Genomic DNA, 14,271 nt, shown 5'->3' with positions numbered 1-14,271 from the left:
GATGCTTCAAATGGTGCTTCATTACTATACTTATTCAACCCTATAAAGTACTGTAAATAAGGATTTTCTCTTATTTGTTCTACTGTCTCTCTATCACTTAGTCCCAATCTTTCTTTGATTATTAAAGCTCCGATAGCTGTCCGAAATGACTTTGCTGGTGCCCCCATTTCAATCGTAAATTGTTGAGCATATTCATCTTCAAATTCTGACCAAGGAATTAAATTAGCCATCATGACCCATCTATTATCCTCTGCCAATTGCCCCTCAAATGGCAGTTCAAACTTTTCTATTGGGGTGGGTATGGTCTCAATTTTTCTATACATTTTCTATGCCGATGTTAGGGTTTTGAGCCATTTTAACTGATTTTCTTGCACTTTTTACCGACCTATCGACCTCAATCACTATTTCCATAAGGGTTTTAGCTTTAATCAGCAAGCCCGAATTAGTGATTATGTCACCAACTGGAGGGGAAACGGGAAACCGCAATCTCGATTTATTAGGTCAATTATGGTTGTGGAATCGTCAAAATAATTTAGGGAAAGCTTTTGATTCTTCAACAGGTTTCAAATTACCAAATGGTTCGACACGTTCCCCCGATGCATCGTGGATAAAACTGGAAAGATGGGATATATTAACACCACAGCAAAGAAAAAAGTATTTACCTTTATGTCCAGACTTTGCGATCGAGTTAGTTTCTGAAAGTGATGATTTGGCAGATACGCAAGCAAAAATGCGGGAATATATTCAAAATGGTTTGCGTTTAGGTTGGTTAATTAATCCTCAAGATAAGCAAGTAGAAATTTATCGTCCGAATCGAGATGTAGAAGTTTTGAATTCTCCTATTAGTTTATCAGGTGAAGATGTTTTACCTGGGTTTATTTTAGATTTAAGAAATATCTTATAGATGCTGATGCAGGAAGCATGACAGTTTCTTTTCCTGGTTGCGATCGCTCTCGTCTAACTACTTTAATTTTTCACCCCTAATTGCATAATCTAATAGCTCCATCGGATGCATCACAGCAATATCCTTTCCTTGCGCTTTCAAATGTTTACTTATCTGTAACGCACAACCAGGATTTGGTGATGCAATTAATTCCGCACCAGTATTTAACAAATTCTCCACTTTCATCTGTCCCAATTCTTCAGCAACCTCCGGTTGTAGCATATTATAAACACCAGCACTTCCACAACACAAAGCCGCATCTAAAGGTTCTTTTAATTTAATATTGGGAATTTTATTTAATAACTGACGTGGTTGAACACTTATCTTTTGTCCATGCAACAAATGGCAAGCATCTTGATAAACCATTGTCAAGGTTTTATCGGTAATCGGTGATAATTCTGCCGTCAAACCGACTTGAATAAGAAATTCTTGTGCATCTCTAACTTTCTTCACAAAATCATTAGCTTTTTCCCTATATTCGGGGTCATTTTCTAATATATGACCGTACTCTTTCAAAGTATGACCGCAACCAGCCGCATTAATAATAATATAGTCAACATTAGTATCCGCAAAGCTATCAATCATTTGCCTTGCCAAAGCCTTTGCTTGTTCGGTTTGTCCTTGGTGTTCGGGTAATGCAGCACAACATCCTTGAGATTTCGGAATCACAACTTCGCAACCATTCGCAGTTAAAACCCGTACCGTAGCTTCATTGACTGGGGAGAAAAATAACCTTTGAACACAGCCTAAAATTACACCAACACGATAGCGTTTTTCAGTTTGAGGGGGAATAATTGTTGGTAAGTTATTTTGGAAAAACTTTAATGTAATTTCTGGCAATATTCCATCCATTGCCGCAAGTCGAGGTGAAATTAACTTGAGGATTCCAGTTGCTCGTACCAGCTTTTGTAAACCTAATTTTTGATAGATAAATAAGGGAATTAGGAAAATACGTAAAAGGTTAGGATAGGGGAAAAGTGAGAATATTAAACCACGAAAAAATCTATCTATCCAACTGCGGGGATAATTACGTTCAACTTGATGACGAGTTGCAGAAATTAACTTGTCATACTCTACACCAGAAGGGCAAGTGGTGACACAAGCAAGGCAACCCAAACAGGAATCAAAATGTTGTGCGGAAGCTTCATTTAAGGCAATTTCACCTTCATTAATCGCATCCATTAAATAAATTCGTCCCCGTGGTGAATCCATTTCTGTGCCTAGAACTCTGTAGCTAGGACAAGTTGAGAGGCAAAATCCACAATGTACGCAGCTATCTATTAGTTTAGGTTCTGGTGGATGGTTTGTGTCAAAGCCTTTGAGATTTTTAATTTCAGCCGTAGTTGGGATATTGTTGGTAGAATTATCTGATATTTGCATATTATTTCTGGTTACTAGTAAGAGGAATTGATTTGATTTTTAACGCAGAGTTTCGCTGAGGTTCACGCAGAGAGAAGTTTGCGGGAGATTATTCTTCCGCAAAACTTCGGAGAGTCGCGCAGAGGAATATGGAGATAGATTGAGGAGTATTAGATTCCTCCGACAAAACGACCAGGATTTAAGATACTTTTGGGGTCAAATTGTTGTTTAATCCGTCGCATTAAATCTATGCTATTTCCTGCATAACCCCAAATATCTAAGTTTTCCTTGATTTTTGCAGGAGCTTCGAGAATTGTCAAAAAACCGCTTTTACCTTGACAAAAAAGTCTTAATTTGTTGATTTTTTCGACGATTTTTTCTTCAAATTGAGTATCGCAGACAAATCGCAACATCCCCAAACCACTACTCATATGCACTAATCCTATTTCTGCCTGATTCAATACCTCTGCTGCGACATTTGGTACTACTCCTATTTTGCAGAGAATTGTGGAGGTTTCGCTAGGAAATTGCATTTGTTGTTGCGATCGCTCCCATAAATTAACTTCATCTGTACCCAAATAAATATTTCCTTGTAATCCCAACTTTTCCCCAACTTCCAAAAGCCTCTGAGATTGTTCCTTAACACTTTCCGCGATACTATCAAAACCTACAATCAAACCAATTCCTTTACCTAAACCCAACTGTAACAATAATTGTGAGGAAATTAAATCAGCTTTGGTTGGTGTGAGTGCAGAACCACGCAAAATATCTGCAGCTTCCTGGATTAAATTGCTCTCACCAGTCAATACCACCGTTCCCGAACTTTCTTGCATTGGGTATAAACGGAATGTTGCTTGGGTAATCACTCCCAATGTACCATAGGAACCTGTGAACAGTTTCATTAAATCATAGCCAGCAACATTTTTAACAACCCTGCCACCAGCTTTGACAATTTCCCCATCAGCACGAACAAACGTAATACCCAATAACTGATCGCGATCGCTTCCGTAACGTTGTCTCAAAGAACCTGTATCTGCCGTGGCGATGATACCACCAATTGTCGCCTCTGCGGGGGTTGTGGGGTCGATTGCTAAAAATTGGTTTGTTTGGGCTAATATTGCTTGCAAGTCACCAAATTTCATCCCTGCTTCAACGGTAACAGTCAAATCTCCCACAGCATGTTCGATGAGTTGGTTGATTTTTTGCGTACAAACCACCACATCTATACTATTTGCTAAACCACCCCAAGCCAGTTTACTCCCATTACCACATATCAAAACACGTAGTTGCTTTTGATTCGCTACGGCAATAACTGTACCTAATTCCGCTTGAGTTTGGGGATAGACGACACAAATAGGAGGTTTTGCTTGATGTGCGTTAGGGTAGCTATCCGTAGGAATCGCATTACAAATTTTCTGATGCAGTCCGATTTCAATATCTTCCCACAAACAAACTGCTTCTTCGCCAATTACCGACACAAAATAGGATTGTTCAGAAGACATGCTTTTGCTTCGTTTTATTTTCACCCTCTACATCATAAACCTTTCCAGCACTCCCCCACACAAGCTATGATTTAATTAGGAATTAAACCGCCAAGACACAGAGAACGCCAAGGAATAAAAAACAAGGCAACATAGATAAATTCTTCTCTTCTCTTCTTTGCGTCTCCGCGCGAGCTAAAATATATTAATTTGAATTTATTGAAAATCAAACTAACCCCCCAGCCAATCCCATCACATTAATCTCAATTTGTCCCAAAGCTTCCTCAGCACCAGTTTTATCAATATCATGAACTAACCAATACTCAATATTATCTAACCATTCGGGGAAGCGTTCAGCCATCAAAGGACGGTGTTCAGACTCATCGATCGCAATTACCTTGGTAAACTGTTGAAAATCTTCTAATAATGCAGCTTGGGGAAATCGCTCTTCGTCCAGTAAAATTATCCCACGTTTTGCTAATGCTGATTTTGCATAATGAGAAATAGCCCCGATATTATTTACACCACGCTCTAGCGCTAATGCTCGTGAGTCCGCTTGCCAATGTAGCTGTTGTTTCTCTGCAAGATGGTTGAATAAGTGTTCGGCAAAGCGACTGCGGTAGTAATTACCCGTACAGAGAAAAAGAATGGTTTGCATGGGATTTTTAATTGGGAGTGCTAATTTATCGTTAACGACAGACAAACACAACCAAATTTATCACATTCTCCGCGCCTCTGCGCCTCTGCCGAAGTTTGCCGGAAGAATAATCTCCCGGCAACTTCTCTCTGCGTGATTAAAAAATATTACCTAAAACCCCGTATTCTCACTGAGAAATTTACGATTTTTCTTTAGTGATAGTTATTAATTTTTCGTATATTTCGTTGTGAATTGCGACAAGTCAGGGAATTTACTGAACTAGCTTGTATTTTAAACAAGTTATATTGCAGTAGTCGATTTTATAAAGTTTTGATTTAGAGGTCTAAATTACTGGCTTTCTGAAAAATGTGCTTTTAAGTATGTACTGACTTCACTAACGTATTTAACACTTACATCAAATCCAAACGGGTTTTGGTGCAGGTTGATTCGTAATGCTTATAAATCTTGAGTAATACGATCGCAATATTTATCTAATTTTTTATTTATGTAAAGGAATACATTTATGAGTAATAGTTCATTAGAACCAAATAACCTGAATACGCAGTCAGTTAACCCTTTAAATACAGATTTAGGGGGAGTCGATCGCAATAATTTATCTTTCTCTCTTGGTGCTAGCAGTGCATCCGTGTTAAATAATGCACCCGTGTTGTCAGATGCTAATGTGTCTCTGGTTTCAGTTGATGAAGATGCGATGCCCTTGGCAACCATCTCCGATGGTATCGCACCAACGGGAGATGTGGGAACATTGATTTCTACGATCGTAAAATTGGGTGGAAATGTTAGCGATCGCGATGCGGAAGCTGTGACTGGGATTGCGATTACTGCATTCAATACGGGTACAAATGGTACTTGGTTTTATAACACTGGTAGTCAATGGAATCCTATTACTTCTGTATCTGAAAGTAGTGCGCTTCTCCTGAATGCAGATGCAAGTACCCGCATTTATTTCCAACCAACGACAAATTTTAGCGGTAATATCAATAACGCTATTACTTTCCGTGCTTGGGATACCACAGATGCAGGTACGAATGGAAGTAATGCCAGCACTTTAAATAATGGTGGTAGTACAGCTTTTAGTAGTTTTGCCGATATCGCTTCACTGCGGGTAAATCCCATCAATGACGCACCAATTAATAATGTACCAATCTCAGAACCATTAAACATAACCCAAAATATTAATGAAGATGGAACCCTAACTTTTTCTAAAGCTACCCAAAATGCAATTAGCGTCACTGATGTTGATGCAGGTAATGGAGCAATCCAAATCACAATGAACGCAGCTAACGGGAAACTTTCCCTCAAAAATGCGACGAATACAGGAGTTAATACTAGTGGGAATGGTACTGATAACCTAATTCTCACAGGAAGTACCCTAGCTTTGGAAAATGCCCTCGATGGTTTAACATTTAAACCAACTGCCAATTTTAATGGGGAAACTTTCATTACTGTAATCAGTAACGATCGCGGTAATACTGGTGCTATAGCTTTAACGGATGAAGATAAAATTACCATCAACGTTACCCCTGTTAACGATACTCCCTCTTTTACTAAAGGTTTTAATCAAACCATCAACGAAGATGCCGAATTGCAAACTATTAGTGCTTGGGCAAGTAAAATTTCTCAAGGTGGTGGTAATGACGAAGCGAGTCAAACACTGAAATTTATTGTTACCAATGACAAAAATGACCTGTTTGAAATCCAACCAGATATTTCCCCGGATGGTGTTCTCAGCTACAAACCTAAAGAAAATGCTAACGGAATCGCTAATATCACCGTCCGACTCGAAGATAATGGTGACAATACCAGTGGTATAAATGCCTCCGCGAATCAAACCTTCACAATTCTAGTTAACCCTGTTAACGATAAACCCATTAATACTGTTCCCTTAACCGATCAAACAGTCAACGAGGATGATTCCCTAATTTTTTCCAGTGCTAGAGGTAACGCCATCAGTATCCAAGATATTGACGCTGGTAGCAATTCCCTGCTAGTAATTGTATCTACAGCTAACGGTAGTTTCCAACTTAGTCAAACCACAGGATTAATCGTTCGTGGGAATGGAAGCGGTAGTTTGTCGCTGACGGGAACTCTCATCAATATCAACACTGCATTAGATGGTTTAGCATTTAAACCAACAACCAATTTTAACGGCGATACATCAATTACAATTACCACCAACGACCAAAATGCGACAGGTAGCGGTGGAGCATTAATAGATACTGATATTATTGCTGTCAAAGTTACCCCAGTTAACGATGTACCAACTTTTACAAAAGGTAGTAATCTCAGCGTCAGCGAAGATACAGCATCACAAAGCATTCCCTGGGCAACCCGAATTTCCAAAGGAGCAATTGACGAATCAACTCAAACCTTAGAGTTCGTTGTTAATACTAATAATCCTACTTTATTTGCAGAAGAACCTAAAATTGCTGAAGATGGAACCCTGACATATAAACTGGCAAACAACGCTAACGGGATTGCCACCGTCAATGTTAGCCTCAAAGATAACGGTGGGATTGAAAATGGTGGTACTGATACCTCCCCAACCCAAACCTTTACCATTACCGTTAATCCAACCAACGATCAACCCGCAAATATCGTTCCTACCGAACTGCAAACCATTAACGAAGATAATCTCCTCGTCTTCTCAAACATTAACGGCAATGCGATCGCACTTGATGATATTGATGTTGGTGACAAATTCCTCCAAGTTACAGCAACCTCTGCAAACGGGACTCTGGCATTAAGTAATACCACTAACGTTGGTTTGAATAGTGTTACTGGTGCAAATACTTCAAAGCTGATTTTAACTGGCTCTTTGGTCAGTCTCAACAACGCTTTAAACGGCTTAACTTTCAAACCCAACACCAACTTTAACGGTGAAACAACCATTCAAATTGTTACCAACGACCAAGGTAATACTGGTAGCGGTGGACCATTATCAAAGAGTGATATCATCAATGTCAAGGTTGAATCAGTCAATGATGCTCCATTATTTACCAAGGTAAACAACCTCACTGTTAACGAAGATGCCGCTATCCAAAAAATAACAGCTGGGGCAACTAAAATTTCCAAAGGTGCAATTGACGAATCTGCTCAAACCTTAGAATTCGTCGTTCAAAACGATAACAACGCTTTATTTGCCGAACAACCGAGTATTTTACCCGACGGAACCCTCACTTACAAAACCGCAACGAATGCCAACGGTGTGGCAATTGTAACCGTCCAACTCCAAGACAGTGGCGGGATTGAAAGAAATGGTAATAATGTTTCGGAAATTCAACAGTTTACAATTACAGTCAATCCTGTTAACGACGCACCTATCAATAACGTCCCCACAACAGTCCAATTACTAAACGAAGATACTCCCCTAGAATTCTCATCAGTAATGGGTAACGCAATTACTATCAGCGATATCGATGCCGATACAAGTACCGTCCAAACCACCATTAGCAGCCAAAGCGGAATTATTTCCTTACTCAACACCAAAGGTTTAACTAGCTTTGAAGGTGACAAAACTAACAGCGTCACTCTAGTAGGTACGATCGCTCAAATTAATCAAGCATTGGAAGGTTTAAGCTTCAATCCGAATAAAGACTTGAACGGCAAAGGTACAATTCAAATCACCACCAACGACAAAGGATTTACTGGAATCGGTGGAGAACGGATCGATACAGATACCATTGCCATTACAGTTAACCCAGTCAACGATGCTCCATCCTTTAAAGTCGGTGACAACCTAGTAATTAACGAAGACTCAGCCACACAAAGCATTCCTTGGGCAACCGCTATTTCTAAAGGTGCAATCGACGAAGCATCCCAAACCTTAAAATTTGTAGTTAGCAACGATAACAACGCTCTATTTGCCGAACAACCTACCATTGCTCCCAACGGAACCCTCACATATAAACCTGCCAAAGACATGAGTGGTAGTGCCACCATCACAGTCCAACTCCAAGATGATGGGGGAACCGACAAAAACGGTAACGATATTTCCGAACCTCAAACCTTTACAATTACAGTCAAGCCAGTCAACGACGCACCGAATAACATCCTCCCCAGCAACAGTTTTAGCATCAATGAAGAGGGATTAATCGTCTTCTCCCAAGCCACAGGAAATGTAATTGCGATCGCGGATATCGACTCCACAGATACTGAAATTATTGAAGTTACAGTTTCTACCAAAAATGGGACATTAAACCTCGGTAATCCAACCTCTGTTACCGTTAACGGTGATGGCACTGAAAACGTAGTCTTTAACGGCAAGCTCGCAGACATAAATACAGCATTAGATGGTTTGACATTCAAAGCAGCAACAGACTTTACTGGCGAAGCAAGCATTACAATTCTCTCCAAAGAAGGCTCAGGTGGACTTGAAGACAGCGATACAATCAAAGTCACAGTCAACCCCATTAACGATTCTCCTACTGTTATCCCCGGAACAAATCTGACGGTAAACGCAGGTTCAGGAAAGCAAACCAGCGACAAATGGGCATCATTCAATCCTGGACCATTAGACGAGGCAAAGCAAACCGCACTTGAGTATACAATCTCTAGTAATGACAAACCAGAAATATTTGCGATCGCACCAACAATTGATGCCGTAGGTAATCTCACTTATACCCCCGCAGGTAATATTACATCTCCCACAACCGCAACCATTGGCATCAAAGTTAAAGATAGTGGTGGAATCGAAAATAATGGGGTTGATACATCAGTCGAAAAAACCTTCACCATCACCATTAACCCCTTAGAAGTTAGCATCACTGCCGCAACTGAATTTGTCAACGAAGGTAACAGCAACACCAGCGAATACAACTTCACAGTCAAATTATCTAACCCCAACAGCGAAGCAGTCACCGTTAAATATGCAGTAGTTGGAGATACCGCAACCCTACTTGATAAAGACTTCCTTGATGGTTCCGGTACTGTAACATTTGCACCTGGAGAAACCAGCAAAACTATCAAAGTCCTCATTCAAGGTGATACCAAATTTGAAGCTGAGCAAACCTTCAAAGTCAACTTAACTGAAGTCACAAACGCGACTTTAGGTACAAAAGCAGAAGCAATCGGTACTATCCGCAACGACGATTTAAAACCCACCGTAAGTATTGCCAATGCGATCGCAAAGGAAGGTAATACAGGTACAACACCAATCACATTTACCGCAACTTTATCTAGCGCTAGTGATGAAGAAATCAAAGTCAATTACGCAATTACCGACGGTACAGCCACATCTGGCAGCGATTACGAACCCTTAAATGGTGAATTAGTATTTGCACCAGGACAAACAACCCAAACCCTCAAGTTGAATATCAAAGGTGACACTGAAGTTGAAAAAAATGAAACCTTCTTCATTGATTTAAATAATCCCATCAATGCAACCATTGCTGCCAAAGGTGGTAAAGCAACAGGAACAATTGCCAATGATGATGGTAACAACAATCTCGATATCGACGGTGACGGAAATAACGACATTATCTGGCGTAATTATAAAACAGGTGATAATGCAGTTTGGTTAATGAACGGTACGCAATTTAAACAAGGTATTTTTACTACCCCCGAACCAGACAATAGCTGGAGAAACGAAGGAATTGCCGACTTTACCGGAGATGGTAAATTAGACTTCTTGTATCGCAATTATAAAACAGGTGAAAACGCGATTTGGCAAATGAATGGCACAGTTCGCGAAAAGATTATTCCCATCCTCACCGTTACAGATAAAGATTGGAAAGTTGAAGGAACTGTAGACTTCAATGGCGATAAAAAAGTTGATATTATTTGGCGTAACCAACGCACTGGTGAAAATGCAGTTTGGTTGATGAATGGTGCTACTTTTGATAGTAGCTTCTTCCTCACCAAAGTAGACGCTCCTGGCTGGGAAATGGAAGATTTTGCTGATTTTGATGGCGATAAAAAAATCGATATCCTCTGGCGCAATTCTATTACTGGTGAAAATGCCATTTGGAATATGGATGGCACCAAAGATTTCAAAAAGGCAAGCTTTATTACCCAAGTTAAGGATACTGATTGGAAAATAGAAGGAGTTGGCGACTTTAACAACGATGGCAAAATTGATATCGTCTGGAGAAATTATCGCACTGGCGAAAATGCTGTTTGGCTCATGAATAATACAACCCTGAATATCGGTGTGTATTTATCTAGAAATATCGATAATAATTGGAGAATTGAGCAAGTTGCTGACTTTACTGGTGATGGTAATTTAGACTTCCTCTGGCGTAATTACAAAACAGGCGAAAATATGTTTTGGCAAATGAATGGCACAACTCGCGAGCAAGTCGTATCTCTACTTAAAGTTGATGACCCTTTCTGGGAAATTGCCCCTTAATCACTGACGATGTATGTGGGGAAAATAAAATTACCCCACCCTATCCCCTTGGAAAGGGGAGGGAACTATATTTCTAGTTACCCCCCTTTATAAGGAGGGTAATTCCGAGGTATCAAGGAAAAACAGACTTTTGTATACACCTTATATCAGAGTGGTGTTGTTTTAGGACATAACTACTTGCTGTTCCGTCTCCGATACATTTTTAACTGCTGGAATTAATCCTTGGATTGCTAACACCGAACAATGGGCGTGATGCAATACATAATTACTAACGCTACCAAGGAAAAATTCGCTTAACCCAGCATGTCCCCGACGACCAAGGATTATCACATCAGCTTGCCAATTTCGAGCCATTTCGCAAATAATCCTTCCTGGATCACCGAAATTTTGCGTAAATTCTGCCGTAAGCCCTTCAGAATTCGCGACCTTGCATAAAAAGTTTAAAAAGTCAATACTCTCTTGCTTTAAACCATCCCATTGTTTCAATGTTTGCGTTAAAGCTTCCGAATGTATTGCGGGGTAAAAGCTGTAAGTATCCATCGAAATTGGATTTATAGTGCGATCGCTATAGGGTGACATCACATGTACTAGCATCAAACCAGCATTAGTTGCTTTTGCTAGAGCTAACGCTTCATCAAAAACAAGATTACCAATTTGATTGTTTTCGACTGCTACTAAAATCTTTTTAAACATATTCAATTGTCCTTTTATTAACTGGATTAATTCAACCAGTACAAGAATGCATAATTTAAGATTTGTTTACTTGAGAACTAGTGAATTAATTTTGGGGAGAAATATCAATAACTACTTTACTCTCTAACTTTACCTCTTTTTATTGAGCATTTAGCCTAAATAGTCATAAAAATATAAGTTTAGATTCCAATTTAGAGATTTTTGATTAGGGAACAGGAAGAAATAAATTACCCAAAATTGTAGTAGGGGTCTCCCCACCCTTCGCGTGATAGTATCGGTGAGTATATGAGAAAGAAGATTTTATTTTCTGGAAGTCCCTAAGTTCGCAAAATTTACTATTATCTTATCTCCCAATATTTGCTGTCTTTTCTTTTGTGTTTTTTCTCTTTGAGGATTCGCTGTTTTTCGAGATTTTTTTTTTGATGGACATTGTTCGCAACTCCTCCAGTAAGTTTGACTAAACTAGGATTTATTACAACCAATCTTATTTCCAATTTCTTCCCCGAAGCTAATGAGTACAAGTAGAAGCGTAAAAGCTGATGATATAAGCTTTACGAAGCTGGGGGAAGTTGTAAAATTAGGGGAATCCCCCAACTAATATCCCAACTAATACATTAATGACTAATTCATGGCACGAGTAAGTTACGGAGCGGAAACTAAAAAACGGGCAAAACGCTTGTTAGAAGTATTGTTAGCTTATGCAAACGACACTTTAGACTGCGATGAAACAGCATTAGATGCATTGAGATTAAACATTCAAATTCGCTGGCAATCGGAAGTTCGATAGTTTGGGCAAAGTTGAACCAGGAAACCAAATTGCGATCGCGGCATTAATAAAAATTATTGAATCTACAAAAAAAGACTCATTACGTCGTAAAGCAGCTTTTAGCTTGGGAAAAATTGATCCTGGAAATGCGATCGCAATTTCGACATTGGAAAATATCATTAATTCTCCAAAAAATGCAGCATTACAAATTCAAGCCGCAGAAAGTTTATCAATAATTGAACCAGAACGAGCAAAAATAATATATCCTAACATTCACCAAATCACAACAAATCTCGGTAAATCAAGCATTCAAACAAAAAATATCAATCAAAATACAAAATACTCAGAATATCTAGTTAAAGAAGAATTTATTACCAAATTGGAGCAAGGAATTATTGCTACTCAAGATGAAGAAACTAAGCGACGCAGAGCCTTAAAATTAGCACAAACAGATATGGGAAACCCCTTCGCATTTAGAACCCTAGTGAATTTAGTCAAATTTGGCAGCACCGATATTATTCGTAAAAGAGCCGCAGATAACTTAAAAAAAGTTTTATTAGACATCGACCGAATTTAATTATGCGTTACCCAGAACCCTTGTAGATACTGCGAAGTTGCCGCGAAACTTTGCCACGGGGAGTATCCCCGTGGCAAGATTTCGAGAATATTCTGTCCCGGCACATTCGCGTAGCAATGCTACGTCTCTACGTCTTTTCCACCAGATGTCTATTTTATAGAACAACACGGTATGCGTAAAACTCAGGGCTTCAGCCCTGAGATATAAGCGACACGTAGCTTGCTTCCCGGAGGGTGCGACTTTAGTCGCCTTGAATCTTTTTGGGTTCTGACAATGAATCTATCCAATCTTCCAACAATTGTGTAATGGTTTTATCTGATGTTGCAGCGTAGGACTGCAATTTATAGTATCTCCGGTCTGAAAGCCTAACATTCAACCTTTTAATTTTCATATTGTCCTCCAATGGCGTTACTTCTATGCTACTATATGTATAGAGGTCGAAACAAGAGAATATTCAAAGGTCATAAATCGGTGTTAACAAATCACGTATATAAATTAAGACCTAACGTGGGTCAAACGGAACAGATGTTGTGCTGGGTTGATATGCTACGCAGTCACTATAATTGGTGTCTGGGAGACAGATTAACTCAGTTCAATCAACAATATATCCAAGGAAATTACTGCGATATTAGAACTAAAGCTGAAGCTTGCCCAATAACTTGTTTTGTTAGCAAGAATGGGGCAAGTGGTGAACCTTGGAAAGAAGATAAAAAAGGTGTTCTTAAGAATCCAAGACGGAACGCTGGTGATATTCAAATTACGTCATTACCAATATTAAAGTCTGCTAGACCTTGGTATGCGGGGATTGATTCAACCGTATTGCAGCAAAACGTAAAACGCCTAGATACAGCATACAAAAACTTCTTTGTTGGCGTAGCCTGCCCGAAGGGCATAGGTAGGGGTTTTCCATCATTTAAAAATCGTTCTAACTTCAGTTCTTTTTCCTATGCGATGGGGGTTAAAACCAAGGGAAGTAAAATATACCTGCCAAAATTAGGTTGGATGAGATATCATAATTCCCGCCCTATTCCTAATGGGTATGTCGTCAAAGCAGCAACTATTAGAAAACGACAAGATGGTTGGTATGTATCAGTAAGGATTGAAGATAAAAGCATCCCAATCCTCGTGGCAAAACCATTGAGTGAAGTTAAGTCTGTGATTGGTTGCGACTTAGGAATAACTAAACTAGTTCACCTATCTGATAATTTTCAATTCGATAATCCCAGATTTTCCACTAATAAGAAAGTTAGACGGATATTAAAAATCAGACAACGACGTGTAAGTAGAAAAGTAAAAGGTAGTAAAAATAGGAAGAAAGCTGCTGCAAAAGTCGGAATGTTCCACAAAAGAATTAGTGATAAACGAACGGCTTACCAGTGGAGTGTTGCCAACAAAATAGTTTCTAGAAAAGTTGATGCTGTTGCGGTAGAGGACTTAAACATATC

Annotated in this window: 10 protein-coding genes; 5 read left to right on the top strand and 5 right to left on the bottom strand. The window is 39.3% G+C overall.

Annotated elements, in window-relative coordinates:
- Positions 1-323: transposase (locus tag CK510_RS14670; RefSeq protein ID WP_143289309.1), on the bottom strand; the 323-nt coding region annotated here is incomplete at its 3' end.
- A gap of 74 nt (positions 324-397) precedes the next feature.
- Between CK510_RS14670 and CK510_RS14665 the strand changes: the two genes are divergently transcribed.
- Complete coding sequence (locus tag CK510_RS14665) at positions 398-904, top strand: Uma2 family endonuclease (protein ID WP_245912155.1); 507 nt, start codon at positions 398-400, stop codon at positions 902-904.
- Between the two features lie 57 nt (positions 905-961).
- Here CK510_RS14665 and CK510_RS14660 read toward each other — a convergent pair whose 3' ends face one another.
- The 3 genes from CK510_RS14660 to CK510_RS14650 form a co-directional block, all read right to left on the bottom strand.
- Positions 962-2,323, bottom strand: coding sequence for a (Fe-S)-binding protein (locus CK510_RS14660; protein WP_095722406.1), 1,362 nt, complete (start codon positions 2,321-2,323; stop codon positions 962-964).
- Positions 2,324-2,472: 149 nt separating this feature from the next.
- A complete protein-coding gene (locus tag CK510_RS14655) occupies positions 2,473-3,804 on the bottom strand; it encodes an FAD-binding oxidoreductase (RefSeq protein ID WP_095722405.1) in 1,332 nt (443 codons plus the stop codon).
- A 205-nt stretch (positions 3,805-4,009) separates the two neighbouring features.
- Entirely contained in the window at positions 4,010-4,441 is a 432-nt protein-coding gene (locus CK510_RS14650; RefSeq protein ID WP_095722409.1) for an arsenate-mycothiol transferase ArsC, read from the bottom strand.
- Positions 4,442-4,943: 502 nt separating this feature from the next.
- Between CK510_RS14650 and CK510_RS14645 the strand changes: the two genes are divergently transcribed.
- Positions 4,944-10,790 carry a Calx-beta domain-containing protein gene (locus CK510_RS14645; protein ID WP_095722404.1) on the top strand — a complete coding sequence of 1,949 codons (5,847 nt, stop codon included), beginning with the start codon at positions 4,944-4,946 and terminating at the stop codon, positions 10,788-10,790.
- 162 nt (positions 10,791-10,952) lie between these two features.
- Here CK510_RS14645 and CK510_RS14640 read toward each other — a convergent pair whose 3' ends face one another.
- Positions 10,953-11,483: a universal stress protein gene (locus CK510_RS14640; protein WP_095722403.1), complete on the bottom strand. Its 531-nt coding sequence runs from the start codon at positions 11,481-11,483 to the stop codon at positions 10,953-10,955.
- Positions 11,484-12,111: 628 nt separating this feature from the next.
- Here CK510_RS14640 and CK510_RS31780 point away from each other — a divergent pair.
- The 3 genes from CK510_RS31780 to CK510_RS14630 form a co-directional block, all read left to right on the top strand.
- Complete coding sequence (locus tag CK510_RS31780; RefSeq protein ID WP_158224906.1) at positions 12,112-12,270, top strand: hypothetical protein; 159 nt, start codon at positions 12,112-12,114, stop codon at positions 12,268-12,270.
- A 1-nt stretch (position 12,271) separates the two neighbouring features.
- Positions 12,272-12,826 carry a HEAT repeat domain-containing protein gene (locus CK510_RS14635; protein WP_095722402.1) on the top strand — a complete coding sequence of 185 codons (555 nt, stop codon included), beginning with the start codon at positions 12,272-12,274 and terminating at the stop codon, positions 12,824-12,826.
- Positions 12,827-13,333: 507 nt separating this feature from the next.
- Positions 13,334-14,271 (top strand): RNA-guided endonuclease InsQ/TnpB family protein (locus tag CK510_RS14630; RefSeq protein WP_211293197.1); only part of this gene is annotated, 938 nt, incomplete at its 3' end.

The sequence above is a fragment of the Brunnivagina elsteri CCALA 953 genome, assembly GCF_002289455.1.
GTDB lineage: Bacteria > Cyanobacteriota > Cyanobacteriia > Cyanobacteriales > Nostocaceae > Brunnivagina > Brunnivagina elsteri.
This window is presented reverse-complemented; position numbering and strand designations above follow the sequence as displayed.